This window comes from Azomonas macrocytogenes (genome assembly GCF_014191985.1).
Lineage (GTDB): Bacteria > Pseudomonadota > Gammaproteobacteria > Pseudomonadales > Pseudomonadaceae > Azomonas > Azomonas macrocytogenes.
The window spans coordinates 49,237-75,894 of sequence record NZ_JACHXI010000017.1; the positions used below are offsets into that span (position 1 = coordinate 49,237).

Sequence of the window (26,658 nt, forward strand, 5' to 3'; positions counted from 1 at the left end):
ACTGCCAGGGAATTATCTATGAAAGAGGAGTCGACCATGAATAAGTCACTAATGATCGCAGCATTGGCTGCAACTGCTATTCTTGCAGGATGTGACAAGAAAGAAGAAAGAGCTCCGGCCTCACCGGTAACCTCTACCGCGCCACCGGTAACATCGGTAGCCACACCACAAAGCGCTCCCGAAATAGTGAGTTATACCTGCGACAGTGGCAAAACCCTGACCGTGGAATATTTCCCTGAAAACAAGGCAACGCTGAAATACGAAGGCTCGACCCACGCACTGGCGGCAGCATCGGCAAGCAGCAAACGCTACCTCAACGACGATATCCAATGGAATAGAGCAGCTGCCGGCTCGAAGAGCACACTCTCTCACATGAAAGCCGGCACCAGTGGCGAAACGATCGAAAGCTGCCTTGAACCAGCCTCACAGCACTGATCACCATTACTGCATAACGAAGCGTAACTGCCTGACGATATGGGTGAGTCCTTGCCCTTGCGCCAGGCTCGCAGCCGTGTTGCCCTGCCGATCGACCAGATCGGCATCGGCCCCATGTTGCAGATATAACTGCACGATAGCCTCTCGCCCGAATAACGAAGCCATCATCAAGGCTGTCTGGCCCGCATGGTTTGTATGGTTGATGTTACAGCCGGTATTTTCCAGCAGCCATTTCGCTGTTCCTTCGTATCCCCTGTAGGCAACGCCCATGTATACGTTGCTGCCCTGCTGGTCCTCGGCACAGGGCTCGGCACCATGCTTGAGCAGCCAGGCGAGCACCTCGGTATGGCCGTAATAGGCAGCCATGATGAATGGCGTATAACCTCGTGCATTGACTGCATTCAGATTCGCCCCCTTGGCTGTCAACGTCTCCAGAACCGCAACATTGCCTTCGCGAGCAGCATCCAGCAGGCGTTCATCGTCTTCATCAGCCAGAGCTATCGAGGTTATCAGCATGAGAAAGGCAAACAGATAGCGCATAGTGAAAAGCAGCCATGCTTACACATGGCCGCCCCCTCTTATTGGTTTCAGTTGTTGTAACTGTCGGCCAGTTTCTTCGCATCGACCAGATTCACTTTCACAGCCTTGGCTACCCGGGTTCCATAATCGATGTCGGCCTTGTAAAAGTAGCTGACCATGATGGTGCGAATTTCATCGCTCTTGACCTGTCCAAGATCGGCATTCAGGCCATCGACAAGCTTCACCTTGCCGTCTTCATCCAGGCTCCGATAGAAATCCCCTGCCTGTTTGAAATTCTGCGTCTTGGCAATGATGTCCTGCTGCGTGGTTCCCTTCAGCTCATAGCGGCAATAATCGTATTCGGCATTATCCGTCAGGTTCGCGTCCGTACGGCTTGGCTGATAATTGACCGATCCCTTGCGCGGCGGCGAGTAACCGGCGCCATCCTGGGCATTGGTATGCATCGGGTTGCGTGGCGCGTTCACCGGCAGATACAGGTGATTGATGCCCAAACGGTAACGCTGGGTATCGGCGTAGGAGAACAGGCGCCCCTGTAGCATGCGATCTTCGGAAGGCTCGATGCCCGGGATCATGTTGCTCGGCGCCACGGCTACCTGCTCAGTGGCCTGGAAGAAATTGTCCGGCACCTTGTTCAGCGTCAGCTCACCTACTTTGCGTGCTGGCACAAGATCCTCAGGCCAGATCTTGGTGTCATCCAGCGGATTGAAGTCGAACTTGTCGAGTTCCTCAGGCTTCAGCGTCTGGATATAAAGATCCCAGACCGGAAAATTCCCCTTGCCAATCTCGGTATAGAGATCTCGCGTCAGATGATTGAAATCCACCTTCTGCACTTCGGCGGCCTCGGCAACAGATAGCCCTTTCACACCCTGGCGGCTCTTCCAGGTGAATTTCACGTACTGCCAGTTGCTGCAGTCCTTGGTAGTAAACTTGAAAGCATTTACGCCGGCGCCATCCATCTGCCGATAACTAGCCGGAATTCCAAGCGTGCTGTACACACGAGTCAGCATATGGGTGCTTTCCGGTACATGGGAGAAAAAATCGAAGAACCGATTCGGGTCCTGGATATTGGTCACAGGGTCGGGTTTGAGCGAATGGATCATATCCGGGAACTTGATGGCATCGCGGATGAAGAACACCGGCAGGTTATTTCCTACCAGATCCCAGTTGCCGTCTTCAGTATAGAACTTGACCGCAAATCCATGCGGATCACGCAGGGTTTCAGGCGATCCCTTGGGGTGGATTACAGTGGAAAAGCGCACGAAAACCGGTGTCTCCTTGCCTGTCGCCAGAAACGGCGCCGCTTGTGTGATATTGCTCAGATCGACAGTCGCTTTGAATACCCCTTCAGCGCCGGTACCACGGGCATGCACGACGCGCTCGGGAATTCGCTCACGATCGAAAGCAGCCAGCTTCTCGATCAGATGATGATCCTGAATCAGGACCGGGCCGTTGGGCCCGGCGGTCAGGGAGTTCTGGTTATCCCCCACCGGCGCCCCATTGAGACGGGTCAGTGGCTCGGCATGCGCAGTGGCAATGCCCATGGCCAGCAACGTGGTAGTCGATAACAGGCAGCAGCGCTTGATGGCAGTGGCTTTCATAGTTTTATTCTTCTCTTCGGCTGAGGTCTTCCGGCAATACAGCGCCGTCAACTAAAGAGTTTCGGCAAAACCATAAATTCGTCTAATCAACAGAAAGAATTGGATCAATTGATTTGGACGATCCTTGGGCCTGTTGGGGTTTCGGTGCGCTCACAAGGCGATTGCATTTACTTGAGCAGCTACTTGAGCAGCAATCAACTAAACAGATACCGATTGATTAATGGCAGCATAGAGTACGAAAATTTAAAAGTAGTAATATAACAAATATGGAGAATATTTATCAAATGAGAAAATAACCAAAAATAGATTTTTTATTATTATTAATAATATAAAAACGTTATAACAGAGCATATTAGCCATGCAATAGAAATTTATTATTGAAACCAGCTCTGTTAGCAGGCTAATCTAAACATTAGCCAGCTCACAAAAATGTTTTTATTTCACATAATTTTACCGTAATATTTTGGACGATTTTTACACACTTCGATTTTGCTCACCTCCGATGAGTTTCCCCATGAAAAAGCTCTTAGTGACACTTTTATGCTTTAGCGTCATTGCCTGCTCGAAGCAGCAAGAGGCGAACAAGACTGTCGACGTCCTGCTAATCGGCGGCGGAATCATGAGCGCATCTCTGGGTACCTACATCCATGAACTGGAGCCCAGCTGGACAATCGATATCTACGAACGCCTCGACAAGGTCGCGGCAGAAAGCTCAAATGCCTGGAATAATGCCGGCACCGGCCACTCTGCATTCTGCGAACTGAATTACACCACCGAAAAAGCCGATGGCAGCATCGATATCAGCAAGGCGGTAGCGGTTAATGAATCCTTCGAGATTTCCCGCCAGTTCTGGGCACACCAGATTCAACAGGACGTATTGAAGGATCCGAAATCCTTCATTAACGATGTTCCGCACATCAGCTTCGTATGGGGCGATGACAACATTGCGTTCCTGAAGAAACGCCATGCAGCCCTACAGCACAGCACGCTGTTCCGCGGCATGGAGTACTCGGAAGATCAGGCGACCATCAAGCAATGGGTGCCCCTGGTCATGGAGGGCCGTCCGGCCAACCAGAAAGTTGCAGCGACCCGTATGCCAATCGGCACCGACGTCAACTTCGGCGAAATCACGCGCCAACTGATGGACTCGCTGACCCATCACGATAACGTCAAGCTGAACCTGCAGCATGAAGTCCGCGATATCCGGCGCAACGATGATCAGACCTGGACCGTAACGGTCGCCGACTTGGCCAACAACGGTGCAGAAAGCGCCATCAAGGCCAAGTTCGTCTTCATCGGGGCTGGCGGCGGCGCACTGCCACTGCTGCAGAAAACCGGTATTCCGGAAGCTGAAGGCTATGCCGGCTTCCCGGTAGGCGGCCAGTTCCTCTACACCAGCAATCCGGAAGTAGTGAATCGCCATCTGGCCAAGGTCTACGGCAAGGCTTCCGTCGGCTCTCCACCGATGTCCGTGCCGCACCTGGATACTCGCATCATCGAGGGCAAGCGGGCCTTGCTTTTCGGACCTTTCGCCACCTTTTCCACCAAGTTCCTGAAGAATGGTTCATTGATGGACATGCCGGGCTCGATAAGCACGGACAACATCATGCCGATAGCCCATGCCGGACTCGACAACCTGTCGCTAAGCACCTATCTCATCAGTCAGTTGATGCTGAGCCAGGAAGAACGCATCGAAGTGCTGCGCGAGTACTTGCCTGAAGCCAAAAGTGCAGACTGGAAGCTGCTCGATGCCGGCCAGCGCGTGCAGATCATCAAGAAAGATGCCGAGCACGGTGGCGTTCTGCAATTCGGTACCGAGGTCGTAGCCTCTGCCGATGGCAGCATTGCGGCACTGCTGGGAGCCTCGCCCGGCGCCTCCACTGCTGCCCCGATCATGCTGACCGTACTGGAAAAGACCTTCAAGGACAGGATCAAGACTCCCGACTGGCAAGCCAAGCTGAAGGAAATCGTTCCCTCTTATGGCCAGAAGCTCAACAACAACATCGAGCTGACCAACTCGATTCGCCAAATGACCAGCCAATACCTGCAGCTCAATTTCGTCCCCGTACAACCGGAACAGGAAAACCCCTCGACCGCAGCAGTCAACTAGACCAAGCAGGTACTGCATCAACCATATCCCCCTCACCCGAGGGGGATGTTTTTTCCGCTCCGCATTCATGGTACTGGTAATCCAGCCAGCTTCACGAAAGAGATCAGGCTCGGAAAAATAAAACCAATAAAATCCTTTATTTTTGAAATTCAATTCCATTAAAAAATCATATATCGACCATTAATACCAATTTCAAAACAATACTTGCCATTCCTCTTCTGGCGGGAATAGGGTTGTCGCCATGAACATTTCACAAGCCCTGTTTCTTCCAAAGCAGCACTTGAGGCTGCAGCATCTGGTCAGTTCGCGACTGCGCAACTGACACTATCTGCTGTATTGCCGTTACAGCCTTTTCAGAATTGCCAAATCGAACAAGAGGATTGCTCCATGTCCATGCTCAAGGACCCGTCGCAGAAATACCGCACCTTCAAACCGATCGATATTCCCGACCGTACATGGCCGAGCCGGGTTATCGACAAGGCTCCGATCTGGTGTAGCTCGGATCTGCGCGACGGTAACCAGGCTCTGATCGAGCCGATGGACGCCGAGAAAAAATTGCGCTTCTTCCAGACTCTGGTGCAAGTCGGTCTGAAACAGATCGAAGTAGGTTTTCCTTCCGCCTCACAGACCGATTTCGACTTCGTCCGCACCCTGATCGAAGATGGCCATATTCCCGATGACGTAACCATCCAGGTATTGACCCAAGCCCGTGAAGACCTGATCACTCGTACTTTCGAATCCCTGCGCGGCGCCAAGCAGGCGATCATGCACGTCTACAACGCTATCGCTCCGTCGTTCCGCCGTATCGTCTTCAACCAGGACAAGGCTGGAGTGATGCAGATTGCAGTAAACGCGGCACAAATCATTAAGCGCCTGGCCGAGCAACAACCGGAAACTCGCTGGACTTTCCAGTACTCGCCCGAAGTATTCAGCTCCACCGAAACCGATTTTGCCGTCGAAGTATGCAACGCGGTTATCGGAGCCTGGCAACCAACCCCAGACAACAAGATCATCCTCAACCTGCCGGCTACGATCGAAGCGGCAACGCCCAATATTTATGCCGACCAGATCGAGTGGTTCTGCCGCCATGTCGACCGGCGCGAGAGCGTGCTGATCAGCCTGCACACCCATAACGACCGTGGTACCGGTGTGGCGGCCAGTGAGCTGGGACTGCTGGCCGGTGCCGACCGGGTGGAAGGCTGCCTGTTCGGCAATGGCGAGCGGACCGGCAACGTGGATCTGGTCACCATGGCGCTGAATCTCTACACCCAGGGAGTCGATCCAGAACTGGATTTCTCCGATATCGATGGCGTGCGCAAGATAGTCGAGGAATGCAACCAGTTGCCGGTGCATCCACGTCACCCTTATGTGGGTGATCTGGTCCATACCGCTTTTTCCGGCTCGCACCAGGACGCCATCCGCAAGGGCTTTGCCCAGCAGAAGAGCGACGCCATGTGGGAAGTCCCTTATCTACCCATCGACCCGGCCGATATCGGTCGCGATTACGAAGCGGTAATCCGCGTCAACAGCCAGTCAGGCAAAGGTGGCATCACCTACCTGCTCGAACAGGAATACGGCATCATCCTGCCCCGCCGTCTGCAGATCGAATTCAGCCAGGTAGTGCAACGGGAAACCGATCGCCACGGACTGGAAATGACTGCTTCGCAGATTCATGCCTTGCTGATCGAGGAATACCTACAGGTCAGCTCGCCCTATACCTTCAAAGGCCATCGCCTGCAGGAAGAAAACTCCACTTGCACGGTCGACGCGGAAGTTCAGGTAAATGGCGAAACCCGTCGCTGGCAGGGAACCGGCAAAGGCCCGCTGGAAGCCTTGATTGCCAGCCTGCCGGTATCAGCGGAAATCATGGATTACAGCGAGCACGCCATCGGCAGCGGCGCCAAGGCCAAGGCAGCAGCCTATATCGAACTACGGGTCGAAGGTGGCCGCTCCCTGTACGGCATCGGTATCGACGAGAACATCACCACTGCCAGTTTTCGTGCACTGTTCAGCGCCTTGAACCGCTCCCGGCAGCAAACCCAGGCAAAAGCGGCCTGAGCATAAGCCGAAGCAATGAAAAGGGCCGCACTGGCCCTTTTCTGCTTTCCCGGATCGAGCTACTTCCTGCCGAGTACGTCTTCTCCGATATCCGCAGCGGCTTTCTCATCAATAACGTTGTAATCAATCAGTTGCTTCGGATGATCCGGTTGCTTGTCTTGTAGTTTCTATTCGGCGAGCGACCGAGCACCCGCTGTCGGCTCGATTCAGCGCAGGATATCAATCGCTCTCGGGCTCTTTGCCGCGAAACCACCAAAACACGCCAGCAGGCGCTCCGTCCATTGATCGACGAGATCATCCTTCGCCAGTAGCGGCTGGCGAGCCACTACCCGCGCCCACATGAATACACCGAAGGCAACGTAGTCAGCCGCCGCTGGCGCTTCACCATCCAGGTAAGGCGAATGCGCCAGACATCGGCGCAGCGGAACCAGGGCCCGGTCCAGCGCGGCATGACCGGCTTCGGCATCCTGGAAAGCTTCCAGCGATATGCCCAAATGTGCCTCGCGCGTCCGGCGGAAGTAAGGCTGGTCGGCAGGGTCCAGAGTAGCAAACAAATCGCCAAGGATGATCTTCAGCACCGCTGGTGAAAGTACCGCTTCGGACCAATGGCGGATGAACTCCAGTCGAGCAGCAGCGAACTCATCACCGAGTAAAGGACGTGCGGGATAAATACGGTCCAGATAACGGATGATCGCCATACTATCGGTCACGACCGTACCGTCCTCGTCCACAAACACCGGGACTTTACGTGCCTCAGACGGCTCCTGCCCAGAGAAGGCCAAGGCATCTTTATCCTGGAAATGCCAGGGCACAGTCTCGAAATCTAACCCCTTGTGCTTGAGGGCCATTTTCACGCGCCAGCAATAAGGGGAAAAAACCAGGCGTTCGTCCACTCCGCAGAGTTCGTACAGTTGGCGTGGCATGCTTGCTCCTGAGATTGATTCGGTGAATCAAGCATAGCGCAAGGCTTCGGCAGGATGTGTCTGCGCAGCTCGCCAGGCCGGGTAAAGGGTCGCCAGAAAGCTCATCAGCAGTCCCGCCGACACCACCAGCAACACATCCTGCCAGTGCAATTGCGAAGGCAATGAGGTGATGAAATAGGCATCGGAACCAAATACATGACGCCCCAGGGTCTTCTCGATCCAGTTGACCAGTTTGCTGACATTCAGTGCGGCGGCGACACCCAACACCGCTCCGACAAGGGTCCCGGAAAAGCCGATGATGCAGCCCTGGATCATGAAAATCGTCATGATCTGCCGAGGCGTCGCACCCAGTGTGCGCAGGATGGCGATATCCATACGCTTGTCCGACACCACCATGATCAGCGTGGCGATAATATTGAAAGCCGCCACCGCGATGATGAGCAGCAACAGCAAGCCGATCATGGTCTTTTCCATTTGCATGGCACTGAACAGACTGCCTTCGGTGCGCGTCCAGTCCTCAGCGCGGAAGTTCGGACCAAGCTCCTTGGCCAGTTGCCCGGCCACTGTGGCTGACCGATAGAGATCCGTGAGCTTCAGCCGTACTCCTTCCACCTGCCCGGGCTCCCAGCGCTGCATGCTGGCGGCGTCGGCGATATGCACCATCGCCAGACTGCCGTCCAGATCGGCGCCAACCTTGAACACACCAGCCACAGTCAGGCGATGCATGCGCGGCGTGACGCCACCGGGAGAATCGCTGAGTTCGGGCACGATCAGAGTCAGCTTGTCGCCCAGTGTGAGCCCGAAACGCCGCGCCGTCAGCTGACCAACGATCACGCCGAATTCGCCTGGCTGCAAGTCGTCCAGCCGACCACCGATGAGCTGCGCAGGCAGCGAAGACACCTTGGCCTCGCTGATCGGATCGATACCACTGACCTGGATCGGCTGCATCTCGCCATGGAAGGACAGCATGCCATCGAGCCGGGTCAAAGGCGCAGCACCGATAATTTCAGGATTGGCCATGGCCCGCTCGGCAACGCTCTGCCAGTCATGCAGAGGCTCGCTGGCGGAAATCACCGCATGCGGTACCAGGCCAAGAATGCGCGAACTCATTTCGCGCTGGAAACCGTTCATCACTGACAACACCAGAATCAGGGCCAGCACCCCGAGGCCCAGGCCGATCATGGAGGTCAAGGAGATGAAGGAAATGTACTGGCTTCGCCGTTTTGCCCGCGTGTAACGGCTGCCGATAAAGAGACTGAGCGGTCTGAACATCAGGCAGCCACCAGGCGGCCATCTTCCAGCCGCAGTATCCGATCCATCTGCGCAGCCAATTGCGGATCGTGGGTCACCACCAGAAAAGCCGTACGTAGCGAACCACTGAGTTCTAGCATCAATTCCTGAATTCCCTGCGCGGTATGGTGATCCAAGTTGCCAGTGGGCTCATCCAGTAGAACCAGTGCGGGACGATTGGCCAGCGCCCGGGCAATGGCCACGCGCTGGCGCTCACCACCGGACAACTCTGCCGGCTTATGCGCCAACCGCTGCCCGAGGCCGACGCGCTCAAGCAGTTCGGTAGCACGCTGGCAGGCTTCGGGAATGGCCACCTTGCCGATCAAAAGCGGCATGCAAACGTTTTCCAGCGCCGTGAATTCCGGCAGCAGATGATGAAATTGATAAACGAAACCCAAGGCGCGATTGCGCAGAAGTCCGCGCGCCTTTTCGCCCAACGACGACAGTTCCACACCGGCCAGCCAGACACTCCCCTTGCTTGGCGTATCCAGGCCACCTAGCAGATTCAACAAAGTGCTCTTGCCGGAGCCAGAGCTACCGACGATGGCAACTCGTTCGCCTGGATGCAGTTCCAGTTCAAGCCCGGAAAGTACCAATACCGACTGCGGCCCTTCTTCGTAGCTCTTGCTCAGGTTACTGCAACGCAGCACTGCCGACGACTCGGCCAATTCATTCATAGCCTGTTCACTCATAACGTAGCGCCTCGGCCGGTTTGGTGCGTGCCGCACGCCAGGCCGGATAAAGGGTCGCGAAAAAACTCAGCAGCAACGCTGCCCCGCAGATCATCACAATGTCTTCGGTCATCAACCGGGACGGCAAGTAATCGATGAAATAGACGTCTGAATCGAGGAATTTATGCCCGATCAACTGCTCTACCCCGGCGATTACCCGGCTTACATTGAGCGCCGCCAGAATGCCGAGAACCGCACCGGCCAGCGTGCCGACCACACCGATCACCGTGCCCTGCACCATGAAGATCGCCATGATCTGCCCAGGCGTCGCGCCCAGCGTACGCAGAATGGCAATGTCGCCGCGCTTATCGTTTACCACCATCACCAGGGTGGAAATGATATTGAAAGCCGCCACAGCAACGATCAGCAGCAATAGCAGGCCGATCATGCTCTTCTCCATGCGAATCGCCTGATAAAGATTGCCATGGGTGCGCATCCAGTCACGGGAATAAAACTCATCACCCAGCTCGTCCACCAACTCGCGAGCAATCACCGGGGCCTTGAACAGGTCGTCAAAACGCAGGCGCAAGCCCTGGACTTGATCGGGCCGCCAGCGCTGCAGGCGCGCTAGATCCTGGATATTGGTCAGTGCGACGAAGCCATCGATCTCGCCAGCCCCGACATGGAAGATTGCACGCACCGTAAAGCGCTTCATCCGCGGAAACATGCCGGCCGGCGTGATACTGACTTCCGGCGCGACAAAAGTGATCTTGTCGCCTACCTTGACACCCAGTTTGGTAGCAGCCTTGTCACCAATGGCGATGGCAAACTCACCTGGCGCAAGATCCACCAACGCACCTTCACGAAAGAAGTTCTGGATAAGCGAAACCTGTGGCTCCAGGCTTGGGTCGATCGCATTGATCAGCGTTTTCTGCACATTGCCAGCATGCGTCAGCAACCCCTGCATCTGGATGAAAGGTGCACTGGCAGCTACCTCAGGATGCTTGCCAACGCGCGCGGCCAACGCCTGCCAGTCATCGATGGGGACAGGACTTTCCAGTGTGGCGTGCGGAACCATGCCAAGCACACGGGTACGCATTTCGTAATCGAAGCCATTCATGACGGATAGCACCAGGATCATCACCAGCACACCGAGTGCCAGGCCGATCATCGAGGTCAGCGAGATGAAGGAAACGAAGAGAGTACGGCGTCTGGCCCGGGTGTAGCGCGTTCCGATATAGACGGACAGCGGTCTGAACATAAGGGAGAAGAATTTGCCGAGAAGTAAGGAGATGCCGAAAGCCGGTGCCGGCCCAGGCTGATACACTCAAGTCATTACGCCAGCCATGTCACCATCATGACGACACAAGATACGCAAGAACGCCGCGAATACTATCGCATCGAAGACAGGATCGCACTGGAAATCCTCCCTGTCGAAGCAATGCAGGCCGAGCTGCCGCCCCTATTCACCCTGTTGAGCGAACTGTACCGGCTGGAACTCGAGAGCCAGCCACTGCTGCGCCAGATCGGCAATGACAATCGTACGCTGGCCAGTTATCTGACGATCCAGAACAAGCGTTTCGAACTTCTGGGCCGTGCCTTGGCCCAGGAACTGATCAAGGAGATCAGCCAGCCTCGCGATGCCGTGCTTTCCGAAGGCGGTATCAGCTTCAGTAACTCTCGGCCGCTGCCGGAAAACCAGCCGGTCGCTCTCAAGCTGTTGCTGCTGCCGGACGCCTTGGCCCTGCTACTGCACGCACAGGTAGCCTATTGCCGACCGCGTGCCGACGGCCAGTATGATATCGGTGCCGAATTCGACTTGCTGACCGATGCCCAGCGCCAACTGCTGGCCCGTCATATAGTGAAAAGACAGGCCCTTGAACGCCGCCTCACCCAACAGAAGCCGCAAGAGCAATGACCCATATGCCTGCCGTTGGCTGCAGTCAATGGCAAGCACTGCAAAACCCGGATTTTCCTGGAAGCCTCGGACCTCTCCGGGCATTTCCATATCGCACGATAACGACGCTCAGCAGAGCAAGGAGAGCTGGATTGACTCTGATTTACGGACATCGTGGTGCCAAAGGCGAAGCACCGGAAAATACCCTGGCCAGCTTCCAGAAGTGCCTTGATCACGGCGTACACCGTTGCGAACTGGACCTGCATCTCTCCCTCGATGGGGAGTTGATGGTCATCCACGATCCGACCCTCAAGCGCACAACCGGACGTCGAGGCAAAGTCGCCCAGCAAAACGCCGCAGACCTTGCCGGCTACGACGCACGTCAAGCGGGACCGGAATGGAAACAGCCCTGCCCCATTCCACGTCTGGCGGAGCTGTTCGAGCAATGTGATTTCGAACATTGGCAACTGGAAGTGAAAAGCGCATCGCGCGAACGGGCCGCACGCACCGTGCAAGCCATCGACAAGCTGGCCCGGCAGTACAACCTGCTCGAACGGATCACCGTGACCTCCAGCTCACGCGCAGTACTGCGCGCACTCAATCACCTGACACCCGATATCTCTCGCGGCCTGGTAGCCGAATATGCCTGGCTCGACCCGGTGAAAGTCGCTACGCAATACGGCTGTCAATTGCTGGCGCTGAACTGGACGCTCTGTACTCCCGGACGCTTGGCCAAAGCACAGCAGCAAGGGCTGCATGTCTCGATCTGGACCGTCAACGATACCGCTCTGATGCGTCGTCTCGCCGACATGGGGGTGGACAGCATCATCACCGACTATCCCGGCCGGGCCGTATCGGTACTGTGAGCGAAAACCGGAAGCAGGTACGGATGTTTTTCATCTCGTCCGTACCTTGGCAAGCTTCAGTCCCCTTGTGCTGGAAGATGCAAGCAAAACCCGACACGTCCCGATTAGGCTTCAACAGCGCTCCATTGTTTGGCGAGCCGTTTATCCGATACTGCCATCTTCGTCCCTAATTGCTGCGCAAACAGCGATACCCGATATTCCTCCAGCATCCAGCGATACAGCAACAGATTGCCGTCGCGCTTGCCTTCCTGTGCATGCTTGGTGGCACGCGCCTGGTATTGCTCCTGGTAACCGGCCAATTCGCCGGTCCAGACGCGATCGCGCTGGATTTGCGCGCCGACTTTGTCCAGGCGTTGCTCGATGGCCTTGAGATAACGCGGGTATTCCCTGAGCCATTCGAGCGGGGTGTCACGGACAAAACCAGGGTAAATCAGCTGAGCGAGTTGCTGCTTGATATCATTGAGCGCCATGGCCTGGGCCAGATCGATGCGCCCCTTGAAGCGTTTTTGCAAATCGTGCCAACGCTTGAGAATCTCCAGCACCAGTTTGGCCAGTTGGTCGGCCTGCGGCTTCCAATCGCTGCATTTTTTCTCGGCCAGGGTAGCCAGTGCGGCACCGTCACGAGGTAACGGCGCTTCGCCGTCGAGAACAGCGCTATCGAGGCTGGCGAGTTGAATATCTTCAACCAGCGCATCCACCTTGCCCAGCTCGCGATAGAGCAGGCCAAGTTCGGTCAGACCGGAGAGTTTGCCGCGCATGGCTTTGGTCGGCTCGACCAGTTGCTGTAGCAGCAGACGTTGCAGGGCACGGCGGTGCTGAAATTCAGCTTCGGCCTGGGTGGAAAAGCGGCCTTCCTTGACGGTGCCGCCTTCCTCCACCAACGCAGGATAAATCGTCATGGCCAGACCGGCGATTTTCTGCTGAGCCTTTTCTGCCACCGGAGCGAACGCCGTGGCTGCCACCGGCCGGCTTTCGGCCTTTTGTTGCGCGATGGCCAGCGCAGCCTGGCTTTCCTTGGCGAATTGAGCAGTGAGTGCGGCCAGATCGCGGCCTTCACCCAGGTGCTTACCGTTGGCGTCGATGACGTTGAGATTCATCTTCAGGTGATTTTCCAGCTGCGCGGCGGCTTCGCTCCAAGCCTCTTCCGGAACACGAACACCGGTCATACGCTGTAGTTCGCGGCCAAGTGCATCGGGCAACGCACCTTCACCGAAAACAATCTTGGCCAACGCTGCGTTGACAAAATCCGGCACTGGCACAAAGTTTTTGCGGATCGCCTTGGGCAAGTTGCGCACCAGCGCCACAGCCCTGGCTTCGAGCAAACCGGGCACCAGCCAGTCCAGTCGTTCGGCCGGCAGTTGCGGCAACAACGGCGCTGGGACGCGAACGGTCACGCCATCACGCGGATGGTTGGGTTCGAAGTGGTAATCCAATGGCAACTGCAGCTCGCCCAGGCGCAGAGTATCCGGATAGTGCGCAGCGGTAACCTCGCTGGCCTCGCGAGCCAGCACGTCTTCCTCGCGCATGATCAGTAGCTGCGGGTCCTTCGCGCTTTCACGGCGATACCAGTTATCGAAACTGGCGGTCTGGTAAATATCTGCCGGCACCCGGGCATCGTAGTAGGCGAACAGGGTTTCCTCGTCGGCCAGGATGTCACGGCGGCGCGCCTTGGCTTCCAGTTCGTCCAGACGTTCCAGCAACTCGCGATTGATCCCCAGGCATTTGGCACGACTGTTGATATCACCACGCACCAACCCTTCGCGGATGAATAACTCACGGGCTATAACCGGGTCGTGCGGGCCGTAATGCATTGAACGACGGCCGATGACAATCAGTCCGTACAGCGTGACCTGTTCGAAGGCAACGACCTGGCCACGTTTTTTTTCCCAGTGCGGTTCAAGGTAATTTTTCTTCACGAGATGGCCAGCCAGAGGTTCGATCCAGTCCGGATCGATTTTCGCCACCATACGGGCAAACAGCTTGGTGGTTTCCACCAACTCGGCGGCCATCACCCAGTTTGGCTTTTTGCGACCGATGACACTGGCCGGATGAATCCAGAAGCGCCGCTGGCGCGCACCGTTGTAGTCGCCTTCTTCGGTCTTCTGGCCAATCTGGCTGAGCAATCCGGAAAGAATGGCCTTGTGTACCGCCGCGTACGTGCGGGCACGCTGGAGTGTTTCTTCAGTTTCAGGAGATTGGCCGGATTTCACACCGAGCGGCTTTTTTTGCGAACGAGATTCAGTGTTCTCGGCAAGCTTCGATGAAAGATCGCTTTGCGAATCCTCTACTCTACTCTTATTAGTAGTAGACAGTTTGAGCTCACGGCAGACCAGAGCAAGCTGGCGATGAGCATCACGCCATTCACGCAGGCGCAGATAGTTGAGGAAATTTTTCTTGCACCAGTTGCGCAGCGCATTGGAACCGAGCGCCTGGCGCTGCTCCTCAAAACCACGCCAGAGATTGATCAGCGCAGCGAAATCGGAGTCCACATCCTTCCATTGCGCATGCGCCTGATCGGCCGCCTGCTGGCGCTCCAGCGGTCGCTCGCGTGGGTCCTGTACCGACAGCGCACTGGCGACGATCAGCACTTCGTCGAGACTACCTTGCTGGGCACCTTCGAGCAGAATGCGTCCCAACCGTGGATCAATGGGCAACCGAGCCAATTGGCGACCCAGTGGCGTGAGCTGGCTTTCGCGATTAACGGCGGAAAGCTCCTGCAACAGATTGAAACCATCGCTGATCGCTTTCCCTTCGGGCGGTTCGATAAACGGGAAATCTTCGATATTGCCCAGGCGCAGATGCAGCATCTGCAGAATCACCGCCGCAAGATTGGTACGCAGGATTTCCGGGTCGGTGAATTCCGGTCGTCCGAGAAAATCCTCTTCACTATATAAACGAATGCAGATACCCGGCTCGACCCGCCCGCAACGGCCCTTGCGTTGGTTGGCACTGGCCTGGGACACAGCCTCGATGGGCAATCGCTGAACCTTGGCGCGATAGCTGTAGCGACTGATGCGTGCGGTGCCGCTGTCGATCACATAGCGGATGCCCGGCACTGTGAGCGAAGTTTCCGCGACATTGGTGGCCAGCACGACCTTGCGTGCCGGACGCGGCTGGAAGATTTTCTGCTGCTCGGCCGGCGTCAGACGCGCATAGAGTGGCAGCACTTCGGTAAAACGCAGACTGGCTTTGCGCAGCATCTCGGCAGCATCACGAATCTCGCGCTCGCCAGGCAGAAACACCAGCACATCGCCAGGACGCTTGCCGACACTACGCTCGTGGGCTTCGATGTCTTCCAGTGCAGCGAGGATGCCCTGATCGACGGTAAGATCGTCCATCAGCGGCTCACCCTCTTCATCCATCTCCGCCGTCAGCGGTCGATACCAGGTTTCCACCGGATAGGTACGGCCGGAAACTTCGACAATAGGCGCATTATTGAAATGCTTCGAAAAACGCTCCAGGTCGATGGTTGCGGAAGTGATGATCAACTTGAGATCGGGTCGGCGCGGCAACAGGATTTTCAGAAAACCGAGCAGGAAATCGATATTCAGGCTGCGCTCGTGGGCTTCGTCGACAATGAGGGTGTCATAGCGTTCGAGAAAACGGTCATGCTGCGTCTCGGCCAACAGGATGCCATCGGTCATCAACTTGATCAGACTGCGCTCGTTGGACTGATCCTCGAAACGCACCTGATACCCTACCAGTTCGCCCAGCGGCGTACCCAGCTCCTCGGCTACCCGTGTCGCAACGCTGCGCGCTGCCAAGCGGCGCGGCTGGGTATGGCCGATCATCCCGTACACGCCTCGGCCAATCTCCAGGCAGATCTTCGGCAACTGGGTGGTCTTGCCTGAGCCGGTTTCACCCGCGATTACCACCACTTGATGCTTTTCCAGCGCGGCCTTGATCTCGTCGCGCTTGGCAGCGATGGGCAATTGCTCGTCGTAGCGAATCGCCGGAACACTCTGCCGGCGTGCCTCGACCAATGCACAGGAAGTTTGAAAACGTTCCAACGACCTGGCCAGTCGTGCTTCGTCCGGCTGCTTGCGCAATTCATGCAGTTGGCGGCGCAGGCGATGGCGATCGGCAATCAGGATATGGTCAAGACGCTGCAGAAGCTGGTCGGGAGAAGTTATTTGATCGGTCATGAAGCTCGGGAAGTCGGTACATATAAAAAACGAAGTTTACGGCAAATCAAGGAGCAGCCTGAGTGCTTTTGAGCAGATGCATGACTGGTGCGCTCCCCAGCAGCCATTGCGCGGAAAAACAAAAACCCGCCGAAGCGGGCTTTTGTTCATCGGACACAGCATCCTGCCGACTCGATATCCGTGATCAATCCATCGTCCCTGACGATCCACGCATCCTGCGTTGCTGTCCGATACGAATAAGATAGGGCGACGATAGAGCAAAATACCGTCATGGCGTGTCGGATTTTTGCCATATACCTCCGGTTAAAACGAAATGCATTTATCCAGCGACTGACATTCTTAACTTTGATAATGCGGCTCAAGCAAACAGTTACCTTACTAGTTGGTCATAAAAGCAACCGGCAATTCCATGCAAAAATCCTTGGCTTAAAGACATGAAAACTGCGTGAATTAATATTCTGAAAAATCCGATATTAGTGTTTACAAAGAATAATGTTTTATCCAGCTAGACTTGATAATCACTTTTTGTAAAAATGAAACAACTAAAATCATTCGGAGTGAAATATGTCCCGCCTTGCTGAGTTTCGTGCCCTCGAAGAAAAGCTGAGAGCACAATTGCAAGAACTCGAAGATATGAAATCCAATGCATCGTTGCAGCGTGAAATAGAATTCGAGAACAAACTGCATGACCTGATGGCCGAATACGATCAGAATCTCCAGGGTGTTATTGCAATTCTGGATCCGAACCTCCATCAGCCACAACAGTCATCCAAGCAAGCCAAACCTGTTTCTTCTCGCAAGGAACGTTCATTGAAGCGCTATAAGCACCCGGAAACCGGCGAAATCGTCGAAACCAAGGGAGGCAATCATAAAGTGCTCAAACAATGGAAAAGCGAATATGGACCACAAGCAGTGGAAAGCTGGGTTCAATAAGAGCAACAGACGATCCGTCTCCCGATTCACATGATCGGGAACGGATTCGCCCTTTCAGCTGAAATAACTCCTGTAGTTCCAAATAATTCTCAAGTATTACATCGATACAAATGCAGTATCGGCAAAGTATTCGTCACGACTAACCTCAGCCGCTCGCAAGCCAGCTCAAACCATGAGAGCCTCATCAATCCTGGGCATGCCCTTTCATCTTGCAAACAGGTGGCCCTGCGAATATTGAATATTTCAACTCAATCCCAACCCAGGACGATTGTTTTGCTCGTTTAATTGAACACTATTCATATTGCCATGCGTTAAAAGCGAGTAATCACCTCGCAGACCTGCCTAGTTTCCGCCTGATGTTTTCACATCGAAGCCATTAAGAGGTAGTCTGCTATACCGGATACCATTTTCGAATACTCGATCTACTGGTGATTACACCACTGCCCACTAGATCAACCATATGGCATTGCGGCATTGAATACTGGCCTGGATAACCAAACCCTGGAAATAGAATTGGAAGCTTCGATGATGAACCTTGTCGGCTTCGAGCACTTCATCGCCAGCGGAGCGGATAAGGCAAAATAGGTATAAATAGTGGCTGCTGTATCCGGTTATGCAGTTGCCCGGTCGTCATTGGCAAATTGCTTGCCATGGCAGGATGCCGGCTCACCCCGATACCAGGAGAATTCGAGATGGGCAAAAAGGTTGCACTAGTACTCGGGTCTGGCGGTGCACGAGGCTATGCGCATATTGGTGTGATTGAAGAAATCGAAAGTCGCGGCTACCAGATTGGCTGTATCGCCGGTTGCTCGATAGGCGCTGTAATTGGCGGCATTCATGCTGCCGGCAAACTTGCTGTCTATCGTGAATGGGTCACGAAGCTTGATTATCTCGATGTAATGCGGCTACTGGATGTCAGCTTCAGTCTCGGAGCTATCCGCGGTGAAAAAGTATTCAACCGTATTCGCGAGATTGTCGGCGAAGTCGACATACAAAATTTGCCAATACCTTTCACTGCCGTAGCCACAGATCTGACCAATCACCAGGAAATGTGGTTTCAGGAAGGCTGTCTGCATCAAGCCATGCGTGCCTCGGCTGCTATTCCCAGCCTGTTTACGCCGGTCATCCTCGGTAAACGCGTTCTAGTGGATGGCGGATTGCTCAACCCGTTGCCAATCGTGCCGGTTGTCTCCAGTCATTGCGACATGATCGTCGCTGTCAATCTCTGTGCCAGCGATAATCCCCATTACTCACTACCTGTAATCGAGCGACCTGGAATGCTGGCCAAAGGGCGATTCGACCAGTTGATGGGCTCTTTAAGTTCGCATCTGACATTCTGGCGCAAGGAAAGCAAGGATGAAGAAGAACTGACCGAAGCTTTCGATGTTTCGACCAGAACCCAAACCGCCACAGCTCGGGAAGCCAGAGGTACTCCCAAATCCGCAGAAGGATCCCAGGTGATCGATGTAACCGGGCCAGCGTCCATGCTTGAATTGATCAACCAGAGCCTCGAAGTCATGCAGGATTCGCTGACGCAATACAAGATTGCTGGTTATCCGCCGGACGTGCTGATCAATATTCCAAGAAGAGCCTGTCGCTTCTTCGAATTCTACAAGGCTCTTGAATTGATCGAACTTGGTAGGATTATTGCCCGGGACACGCTTGATCGCTATGAAGAAGAACACGGATATCCATAGCTGAAATCATTCTGATGCTGACTCTTTCTGCGCCGGAAACGAAAGCGAAGTGGTTGATGGCACCACCTTGGGAGTTCCCTTGATTACCCAGTCGCCCAACAGGCTATAGGTTACCGCCAGAAGCGTAGGACCTAGGAAAAGCCCCATGAAGCCGAATGCCAGGATACCGCCGAACACGCCAAGCAGGACCACCACCACCGGCAGGTTTCCACCACGGCTGATCAGATAGGGCTTGAGTACGTTATCTACGCCACTGATGACGAACATTCCCCAAATACCGAGAAAAACCGCGTAACCATACTCTCCTTTCCAGGCCAGCCAGCCTGTAGCCGGTATCCATACCATGGGTGGCCCAACAGGAATCAGGCTCAGTGCAAAAGTCAGAAGGCCAAGCATCAGGGCTCCCGGAACACCTGCAATCAACAATCCGATCAAAGCCAGAGAACCTTGAGCCGCGGCAGTTCCGATAACCCCGTTGACCACTCGCTGGATTGTCCCGGCGATCAATTTTAAATAATGATCAGCTGCTTGCTCGCCAATCAAGCGTTGCAGGACCCCACGTACGAAGGCAGCCAACTGCAGGCCATCACGATAGAAAAAGAACACCAAAACCAGGCTCAGCGCCAGTTCCAGAATACCGGTACCAATACGCGCACTGTGTACAAGCAACCAATTGCCGACCTGTCCGAGATAAGGACGAATCCTGACAAAAAAGGCTGTACCTTCTTCGTTTACGGTTTGCCAGGCCTCCACCAGCCAGGAACCGATCATGGGCAGATTAGCCAACCAATCCGGCGGTGGCGGCAGACCGTCTACCTGCAGATCACGAATCAGCGCATTGAGCGAGCGAATGTGGTCCGCCAGATCAAAGCCGAGCAGAATCAGCGGTACAGCTACCAGCAACATCCAACCACCGGTAAGAATGCCTGCGGCAAGCGCCTCGTTACCCTTCAGTCGCAGAGTCAACATTCTCATCAACGGCCAGCTGGCAAAAGCCAATACAGCTGCCCAGAAGAGAACCGAAACAAAGGGTGCAAGAACCCAAAGGCAAGCGCCCAATAGGCTCAACAGAAGAATTTGCACCAGTAAACGGTCGTTTCCGAGCATTTGAAATCCTAATATGCCAATAAAAACGGAACGACTATATTGCAACTTGACGGCAAAAATCAGCGCAAGAGTGTCACATACACACCAGGGGAACCGGAATTCTCCAACTCCAAACGAGTAACCCGTACTCCCTTCGCCACCAAGGCTTCACGCCAGGCAACCGCGTCACGCCCACCAATGCTTACCTGCAGGGTGCTATCTTGCTGCAATGTGCGCACGAGCAGTTGGGTCCAAGGGTCCAGTGGCGAATCGGGCCAACGCGATAAATTCAACTTGCCAGTATCTTTCAGCAGCCGTAGCAAAGTCGCTGGCGTAGGTAACAACTCACCCAAAGCATCGGCAGGCACTAGTTGCTCCACTTGTAGATAAGAACGCCCGTTTCCTCGAGTAATGCCGTACAACACGACCAGACTATCGGGGCTTCCGGGAAATCTTGCCAACAAATAAGCCTGCTGGCTTTCAGGCCCATATAGCAGCGAACGCTCGAAAATCGAATTTGCCCAAAGGCTACTCGAGCCGCAATCTCGCCCTTCGCACCAGAAAAGCAGCTCTGCCTCCTGCTGTAACAGAGCATGCTTTGCCTGCGCGAACGCATCGGTAGCTGAATGAGTGTCGGATAGCAGATAAGTGATTGCCGTCAGTTCACCCGAAGCGCTCACTTGCGCCTCCATACGCAAGCGGCCACCAATACGCTGTAGTGAACTCTTGGGGTAGACGCGCCCCACTACGTCCGTCTGCTTGTAATCGACGATTTGTGACTGAGGATAGCGCGGCAGTTGAGGCAAATCCCGGCTATCTGGCATATCTGCAGCCCAGGACGAACCTGCAACAAGAATCAGCCCCAGCATATATTGCGTTTTCACTGCCTTACCTCGATGGACCAGCATCGCAAGATCAGGTCAAGCGCTTGAGACTGACGACCCGACCCCGAAGGCTTGCCGTCAACGAACCCAGGCAGACCTCATCAATTCGAATAAGGGCGATACAAAGCAACCAGGTGCATCGCCCCTGCAGCAATCACCTCTCCCTCCAATTCGGCAAGACTACCGGTCGGCATCGATAGTGGCTCGCTACGATGGCCATGCACCAACAAGCTGGCGAACTCTCCGACAAAGGTTTGATGGGTGACCAGTAGTAACTCGCGACCATCGTAACGATCAAGATGGGGTAAGGCTTCGTTCGGCGTAGAATCCGGAATAATCCAGGGAACCGTTTCGCAAGGTCCGGTATACCCCAGGTATTCCCGGACCAGTTCAGCCGACTGCTGGGCCCTGACATAGGGACTGACCAGAATACAAGCCAGTGAACGCCCACGCAGATGCACGGCGCTGGAGCTAACCTCCCGCCGGCCTCGCTCGGTCAAGGCTCGTTCGTCGTCGGTACGGACCTTTGGCTCAGCCTCCCCATGACGCAACAGCCAGAGTTTCATAGGTGATCCTCTTACTTGACTGGCTAATGGAATTTCTTGGCGAGATCGACCATTTCCACCTCTGCAGGCCGTGGCTTCGGCCAATCAGCCAAAGGCCAGGGCTTTTGCTCAGTATTGAATGTTCCGAAACGACCGATCTGGGCAATATATTGGCTGACACTATCGCCAAAAGCCATGAGATCACTACTGGGGTGCCCCTTGGAAAGCTTCAGGATCAATTGGACAACAACGATTCCAAGTAGTACGAGTTCGGCAAGCTGCCACACGAAAAAGAAGACCAGCATCCAGACGACACGCAACACCAGAGATTCACGATCTATCGCCTGATTGGAATTATTCATCGACTACTCCAAGGTTGAAAAGCCGGTTGATTCAGAAGCCAGTTGAAGAAATGAAGTCCACATCGGTCTTGGGCTCACTGAGCATCAGCATCTCGATCACCTGATCCAATGTATATTTTTCAAAAAGAATGGCATACAGGCCGGATACCAACGGCATATAGACCTGCAGCTCTTCAGCCTTGGCTTTGAGCACTTTCAGAGTATTGACGCCTTCGGCGACCTCACCCAAACGATCGACTGCTTCGTCCAGACCGAGCCCTTCACCCAGTGCCCAGCCTACTTGATAATTACGGCTTTTCGGGGAAGAGCATGTAACGATCAGATCGCCTACGCCGGCCAGCCCTAAAAAAGTCATGGGATTGGCTCCCAGTTTGACAGCGAAGCGGGTCATTTCAGCCAGAGCTCGCGTGATCAGCATGCTCTTGGTGTTTTCCCCCATGTTCAGTGCGGCCGCCAGACCAGCCATGATTGCATAGACATTTTTCAATGCCCCCCCGAGTTCGACACCAAATCGATCAGGACTGGCATAGACACGGAAAGTACGACCATGCAGAACGTCTTGCACGTGTTGGCAAAGTGTTTCGTCGTCGCTAGCGATGACCGTCGCAGTCAAGGCATGGTCAGCAATTTCTCGCGCCAGGTTGGGTCCTGACAGCACGCCGATACGAGCATCGGGAGCAATATCCTCAAGGATTTGACTCATCAGCATGAAGCTTTGTGCCTCGATGCCTTTAGTCATGCTAATCAGCAGCTTACCAGCAAGGCGCGATGCATGAGGTTGTAGCGCCTGGCGCAATGCGCTGGATGGCAGTGCGACGAAAATAAGCTCGCACTCATCCAGCGTCTGAACCAGATCGTTTACCGGCTCCACCCCCGGAAGAATAGGTACATCCGTGAGGTAATTCGGATTCTGGCGCTGGCTACGCATAGTCTCAGCCTGAGTCTCGTTACGCATCCATTGGCGGACACGATGGCCGTTTTCAGCGAGAAGATTGGCGATCGCGGTACCGAAACTACCGCCACCAAGAACTGCTACAGGTGATTGATTTTTCATGAGGCTCCCGTTTCAAGCCAGGCAACTGGCATTAATGGCATTATACGTGATACGTGGCATAGAATTATCGACCAGCCACACTCTAAAACAGCACGAAAGCACATAGTCACAGCGTTCAGAAATCACCTTGAGCAAGCAAGTCATTTAATCGTAGTAAATTGATATATGAAGAATTTCAAACAAGCCTCAACATTTGATTTCTCTTTGAAAGAGATGGCAAAGCAGCCCCACCATGCCAGCAATCACCCGATTTGAAAGAAATTCTTGCAAACTAACGCCAATACGAATAACCATCTGATTTTACTGATTAATCTTAGCGAATCACTACTCCGAAACCACCCATGCAAGGCAATAAACCCTGAAAGCCTCAGCAGTGTTAAAATAGGCAACTTGCATTGCTGGTATCTGCCAGTGAGCTTCGCAAGTCTGGCAGAACGCCTGGTATTTACCCTGAGATACTCCAGCCGGCAGGACTCTCTCCCGGGTCCATAGAGCCAGATGAAACACCAAGCCCCATGTTGGGACTATTGAGGAAATCGCATGACCACACAAAACGCCTTTACCCGGGAAGAGCTGCTGCAATGCAGCCGTGGAGAATTGTTCGGCCCCGGTAATGCGCAACTGCCGGCCCCCAATATGCTCATGGTCGATCGCATCGTCCATATCAGCCAAACCGGCGGGAAATACGGCAAGGGAGAATTGATTGCAGAACTCGATATCAATCCCGACCTATGGTTCTTCGCCTGCCATTTCGAAGGGGATCCGGTCATGCCTGGCTGCCTGGGTCTCGATGCCATGTGGCAATTGGTGGGTTTCCATCTCGGCTGGCTGGGCAACCCTGGTCGTGGACGCGCACTTGGCGCTGGTGAAGTAAAATTTTTCGGCCAGGTCCTGCCAACAGCCAAGAAGATCACCTATAACATCAATATCCGGCGTACCATAAATCGTTCACTGATCCTCGGCATTGCCGATGGCACGCTCAGTGTCGATGGTCGCGAAATATACAGTGCTGAAAGCTTGCGCGTCGGCCTGTTTACCACTACCGATAGTTTTTGAAGGACATCCGCATGCGTCGCGTCGTGATCACTGGCCTTGGCATCGTTTCTTGCCTGGGTAATGACAAAGACACCGTCTCCGCCAATCTGCGGGCAGGCCGCCCTGGAATCCGCTTCAACCAGGCATATGCGGACATGGGGCTGCGCAGCCAGGTTTCAGGATCGGTGGATCTGGATCTGGAAAAACTGATCGACCGTAAGGTTATGCGCTTCATGGGCGATGCGGCTGCCTATGCGTATCTGGCCATGGAACAGGCGATAAAGGATTCAGGCCTGACCCCGGAGCAGATTTCCAACCCACGCGTCGGCCTTATTGCTGGCTCGGGCGGAGCTTCTACCCTGAACCAGATGGAAGCCATCGATACCCTGCGAGACAAGGGCGTCAAGCGCATCGGGCCATATCGTGTCACCCGGACGATGGGTAGCACCGTGTCGGCTTGCCTGGCCACCCCCTTCAAGATCAAGGGCGTGAACTATTCCATTTCCTCGGCCTGCGCAACCAGTGCGCACTGTATAGGCCAGGCGCTGGAACAGATTCAGCTGGGCAAACAGGACATCGTCTTCGCCGGAGGTGGTGAAGAGGAACACTGGAGCCAAAGCTGTCTGTTCGATGCCATGGGTGCCCTATCCACTCAATACAACGAAACGCCGGAAAAAGCCTCCCGCGCCTATGATGCCAAACGCGATGGCTTCGTTATCGCTGGCGGCGGCGGCATGGTAGTGGTCGAAGAGCTGGAGCACGCCCTCAAGCGTGGAGCCAAAATCTATGCTGAAATCGTCGGCTACGCAGCAACTTCAGATGGCTATGACATGGTTGCGCCAAGTGGCGAAGGTGCCATTCGCTGCATGCAGCAGGCACTCAGTACGGTCGAAGGCCCCATCGACTATCTCAATACCCATGGCACCTCAACGCCTGTAGGGGATATTGCCGAAGCAGGTGCCATCCGTACAGTATTCGCAGACAAAGCCCCCGCCATCAGCTCGACCAAAAGCCTTTCCGGGCACTCGTTGGGAGCGGCAGGTGTCCATGAAACAATCTATTCTCTATTGATGATGGAAGGTGGCTTTATCGCTGCATCAGCTAATATCGACGAGTTGGATCCGGAAGTAGCTGACCTGCCAATCATTACCCAGACTCGTGAAAATGCTGAGCTAAATACAGTCATGAGTAACAGTTTCGGATTTGGTGGAACTAACGCAACGCTGGTCTTCAAGCGCTGGAAAGGCTAATGCCCCTCCAATCAGCACAAATAAGAACGGCGCTTCAGAGCGCCGTTCTTATTTGAACCAGTGGACAAATATCCCTAATAAAGCCGCGCATCCCAGAGCCGATACAACATGTTACGTCGAATCCATCATGCTGCAATCATCTGCTCCGATTATACGAAATCAAAACGATTTTACGTCGAACTTTTGGGTCTGAGCATCATAGCAGAGCACTACCGGGCCGAGCGTTGCTCGTACAAGCTGGATCTAGCCCTTCCCGATGGATCGCAAATAGAACTCTTTTCCTTCCCGAATGCGCCAGCAAGGCCATCTTATCCCGAAGCACAAGGTTTACGGCATCTTGCATTCGAAGTCGACGACATTCACTCCTGTAAAACGGAGCTAGAAATGAAAGGAATTCAGTTGGAAGATATTCGTACCGATGAATATACCGGCATGAAGTTTGTCTTTTTTGCCGATCCGGATGACTTGCCTTTAGAGTTATACGAAAGAGCCCTGCCAAACGACAAATAAGTCCGAATCAGCTGCCATAAAAAACTCTACAATTCCGACCGGGTAGTGATGGATACCGGAATGTGAAATGGCATGATTCTTTTGCCTGAACAAAAATCTATTGGAAGGGAACGCCGAGGCAGCAGGCTATCGGAAAATGAAAGTCCAGATCTACCTGCAGTACCTCGACTCGGTAACCGGGCTCTTATAAAGGCTTACCCGAATCACTAGATCTTCACTTTACCAGAACCACAGGCACAGGAACTTCATGGATAACTCGAGTTGCGACGGACCCTAGCAGCAGCCCTGAAAAACTACCTAAACCTCGAGTCCCCATGACTACCGTATCGCAACCCAATTTCTTGACCATTTCATTGACTTTTTCCGCCACATTGCCAACAGCAGAGTGTAATTGGTAGCCAATCCCAGCTGTATCCAGTTTGCTGCCAGCACTCTTGAGCAGTTCAGTGCTTTTGGATAGAAGGCTTTTGGTCAATTCATCGACCATGTTGGGTGTAAGGTAATCCTCACCGAAAAGAATAGGCTCTTGTTGCACATTCAAGATATGCACATCCAAAGGCCTTTTGCTCTCTTCCGAAAAATCGATCACATACTGTAACGCTCGCTTTGCGCCTTCCGACCCATCGAATGCAACCAGTATCTTGTGCATCGCGAATCTCCTTTGGAAAAGATCAGATTGGCTGACAAGCCCAACCCGGAAAGTGTCTTATCAGCATCACCGACTCTATCATCTTTCGAGCATACCTGACCTATAGGAGCCAGGCATGCT

At 54.3% G+C, this 26,658-nt stretch carries 24 protein-coding genes; 11 read left to right on the forward strand and 13 right to left on the reverse strand.

Annotated features, from left to right (window positions below):
* Positions 1–18: 18 nt before the first annotated feature.
* Positions 19–435 (forward strand): MliC family protein, encoded by a 417-nt coding sequence (locus FHR87_RS14520; RefSeq protein ID WP_183167432.1) that lies wholly within the window; start codon positions 19–21, stop codon positions 433–435.
* A 6-nt stretch (positions 436–441) separates the two neighbouring features.
* Here FHR87_RS14520 and FHR87_RS14525 read toward each other — a convergent pair whose 3' ends face one another.
* Positions 442–975 (reverse strand): ankyrin repeat domain-containing protein, encoded by a 534-nt coding sequence (locus tag FHR87_RS14525; RefSeq protein WP_183167433.1) that lies wholly within the window; start codon positions 973–975, stop codon positions 442–444.
* Between the two features lie 47 nt (positions 976–1,022).
* The gene (locus FHR87_RS14530; RefSeq protein ID WP_221189858.1) at positions 1,023–2,573 is read right to left on the reverse strand and encodes a catalase; all 1,551 of its coding nucleotides are present in this window, start codon (positions 2,571–2,573) and stop codon (positions 1,023–1,025) included.
* Between the two features lie 514 nt (positions 2,574–3,087).
* On the opposite strand from FHR87_RS14530, the gene FHR87_RS14535 reads away from it, so the two are divergent.
* Together FHR87_RS14535 and leuA are read left to right on the forward strand one after the other, a co-directional pair.
* Complete coding sequence (locus tag FHR87_RS14535) at positions 3,088–4,683, forward strand: malate:quinone oxidoreductase (RefSeq protein ID WP_183167434.1); 1,596 nt, start codon at positions 3,088–3,090, stop codon at positions 4,681–4,683.
* A 387-nt stretch (positions 4,684–5,070) separates the two neighbouring features.
* The gene (gene leuA, locus FHR87_RS14540) at positions 5,071–6,741 is read left to right on the forward strand and encodes a 2-isopropylmalate synthase (RefSeq protein ID WP_183167435.1); all 1,671 of its coding nucleotides are present in this window, start codon (positions 5,071–5,073) and stop codon (positions 6,739–6,741) included.
* 206 nt (positions 6,742–6,947) lie between these two features.
* Here the strand turns inward: leuA and FHR87_RS14545 are convergent, their stop codons facing one another.
* From FHR87_RS14545 to FHR87_RS14560, 4 genes are read right to left on the reverse strand one after another with little or no spacing between them, the layout of a single operon-like run.
* Complete coding sequence (locus tag FHR87_RS14545; RefSeq protein ID WP_183167436.1) at positions 6,948–7,664, reverse strand: glutathione S-transferase N-terminal domain-containing protein; 717 nt, start codon at positions 7,662–7,664, stop codon at positions 6,948–6,950.
* A gap of 27 nt (positions 7,665–7,691) precedes the next feature.
* Entirely contained in the window at positions 7,692–8,936 is a 1,245-nt protein-coding gene (locus FHR87_RS14550) for a lipoprotein-releasing ABC transporter permease subunit (RefSeq protein ID WP_183167437.1), read from the reverse strand.
* Positions 8,936–9,646: a lipoprotein-releasing ABC transporter ATP-binding protein LolD gene (lolD, locus tag FHR87_RS14555; RefSeq protein ID WP_183167438.1), complete on the reverse strand. Its 711-nt coding sequence runs from the start codon at positions 9,644–9,646 to the stop codon at positions 8,936–8,938. The genes FHR87_RS14550 and lolD overlap by 1 nt, the downstream gene beginning before the upstream one ends.
* Positions 9,639–10,886: a lipoprotein-releasing ABC transporter permease subunit gene (locus FHR87_RS14560; RefSeq protein ID WP_183167439.1), complete on the reverse strand. Its 1,248-nt coding sequence runs from the start codon at positions 10,884–10,886 to the stop codon at positions 9,639–9,641. The genes lolD and FHR87_RS14560 overlap by 8 nt, the downstream gene beginning before the upstream one ends.
* Positions 10,887–10,982: 96 nt before the next feature.
* Between FHR87_RS14560 and FHR87_RS14565 the strand changes: the two genes are divergently transcribed.
* Positions 10,983–11,543: a PilZ domain-containing protein gene (locus tag FHR87_RS14565; RefSeq protein ID WP_183167440.1), complete on the forward strand. Its 561-nt coding sequence runs from the start codon at positions 10,983–10,985 to the stop codon at positions 11,541–11,543.
* A 131-nt stretch (positions 11,544–11,674) separates the two neighbouring features.
* Positions 11,675–12,388, forward strand: a complete 714-nt coding sequence (locus tag FHR87_RS14570; protein WP_183167441.1) for a glycerophosphodiester phosphodiesterase — start codon at positions 11,675–11,677, stop codon at positions 12,386–12,388.
* A gap of 104 nt (positions 12,389–12,492) precedes the next feature.
* On the opposite strand, the gene hrpA is transcribed toward FHR87_RS14570, so the two are convergent.
* Positions 12,493–16,533 (reverse strand): ATP-dependent RNA helicase HrpA, encoded by a 4,041-nt coding sequence (hrpA, locus tag FHR87_RS14575; protein WP_183167442.1) that lies wholly within the window; start codon positions 16,531–16,533, stop codon positions 12,493–12,495.
* 564 nt (positions 16,534–17,097) lie between these two features.
* Between hrpA and FHR87_RS14580 the strand changes: the two genes are divergently transcribed.
* The 3 genes from FHR87_RS14580 to FHR87_RS14590 all read left to right on the forward strand — a co-directional run bounded on the left by FHR87_RS14580 (position 17,098) and on the right by FHR87_RS14590 (position 19,163).
* Positions 17,098–17,466: a histone-like nucleoid-structuring protein, MvaT/MvaU family gene (locus FHR87_RS14580; protein ID WP_183167443.1), complete on the forward strand. Its 369-nt coding sequence runs from the start codon at positions 17,098–17,100 to the stop codon at positions 17,464–17,466.
* A 474-nt stretch (positions 17,467–17,940) separates the two neighbouring features.
* On the forward strand, positions 17,941–18,051 hold the full coding sequence (locus FHR87_RS14585; RefSeq protein ID WP_221189859.1) for a ZrgA family zinc uptake protein: 111 nt from the start codon (positions 17,941–17,943) through the stop codon (positions 18,049–18,051).
* 107 nt (positions 18,052–18,158) lie between these two features.
* Positions 18,159–19,163 carry a patatin-like phospholipase family protein gene (locus FHR87_RS14590; protein ID WP_183167444.1) on the forward strand — a complete coding sequence of 335 codons (1,005 nt, stop codon included), beginning with the start codon at positions 18,159–18,161 and terminating at the stop codon, positions 19,161–19,163.
* Between the two features lie 6 nt (positions 19,164–19,169).
* Here FHR87_RS14590 and FHR87_RS14595 read toward each other — a convergent pair whose 3' ends face one another.
* The 5 genes from FHR87_RS14595 to FHR87_RS14615 all read right to left on the reverse strand — a co-directional run bounded on the left by FHR87_RS14595 (position 19,170) and on the right by FHR87_RS14615 (position 23,094).
* Positions 19,170–20,270 carry an AI-2E family transporter gene (locus tag FHR87_RS14595; RefSeq protein ID WP_183167445.1) on the reverse strand — a complete coding sequence of 367 codons (1,101 nt, stop codon included), beginning with the start codon at positions 20,268–20,270 and terminating at the stop codon, positions 19,170–19,172.
* 59 nt (positions 20,271–20,329) lie between these two features.
* Positions 20,330–21,133, reverse strand: a complete 804-nt coding sequence (locus FHR87_RS14600) for a DUF4892 domain-containing protein (protein WP_338021256.1) — start codon at positions 21,131–21,133, stop codon at positions 20,330–20,332.
* A gap of 101 nt (positions 21,134–21,234) precedes the next feature.
* On the reverse strand, positions 21,235–21,699 hold the full coding sequence (locus tag FHR87_RS14605; RefSeq protein ID WP_183167446.1) for a SixA phosphatase family protein: 465 nt from the start codon (positions 21,697–21,699) through the stop codon (positions 21,235–21,237).
* A gap of 23 nt (positions 21,700–21,722) precedes the next feature.
* Entirely contained in the window at positions 21,723–22,040 is a 318-nt protein-coding gene (locus FHR87_RS14610) for a DUF4389 domain-containing protein (RefSeq protein ID WP_183167447.1), read from the reverse strand.
* Positions 22,041–22,071: 31 nt separating this feature from the next.
* On the reverse strand, positions 22,072–23,094 hold the full coding sequence (locus tag FHR87_RS14615; RefSeq protein WP_183167448.1) for an NAD(P)H-dependent glycerol-3-phosphate dehydrogenase: 1,023 nt from the start codon (positions 23,092–23,094) through the stop codon (positions 22,072–22,074).
* A 540-nt stretch (positions 23,095–23,634) separates the two neighbouring features.
* Between FHR87_RS14615 and fabA the strand changes: the two genes are divergently transcribed.
* From fabA to gloA2, 3 genes are all read left to right on the forward strand, one after another.
* A complete protein-coding gene (gene fabA, locus FHR87_RS14620; RefSeq protein WP_183167449.1) occupies positions 23,635–24,150 on the forward strand; it encodes a 3-hydroxyacyl-[acyl-carrier-protein] dehydratase FabA in 516 nt (171 codons plus the stop codon).
* An 11-nt stretch (positions 24,151–24,161) separates the two neighbouring features.
* A complete protein-coding gene (fabB, locus tag FHR87_RS14625; RefSeq protein WP_183167450.1) occupies positions 24,162–25,379 on the forward strand; it encodes a beta-ketoacyl-ACP synthase I in 1,218 nt (405 codons plus the stop codon).
* Positions 25,380–25,487: 108 nt separating this feature from the next.
* Positions 25,488–25,889, forward strand: a complete 402-nt coding sequence (gene gloA2, locus FHR87_RS14630; RefSeq protein WP_183167451.1) for an SMU1112c/YaeR family gloxylase I-like metalloprotein — start codon at positions 25,488–25,490, stop codon at positions 25,887–25,889.
* Between the two features lie 214 nt (positions 25,890–26,103).
* On the opposite strand, the gene FHR87_RS14635 is transcribed toward gloA2, so the two are convergent.
* Positions 26,104–26,538 carry a universal stress protein gene (locus tag FHR87_RS14635; protein ID WP_183167452.1) on the reverse strand — a complete coding sequence of 145 codons (435 nt, stop codon included), beginning with the start codon at positions 26,536–26,538 and terminating at the stop codon, positions 26,104–26,106.
* Positions 26,539–26,658: the final 120 nt, after the last annotated feature.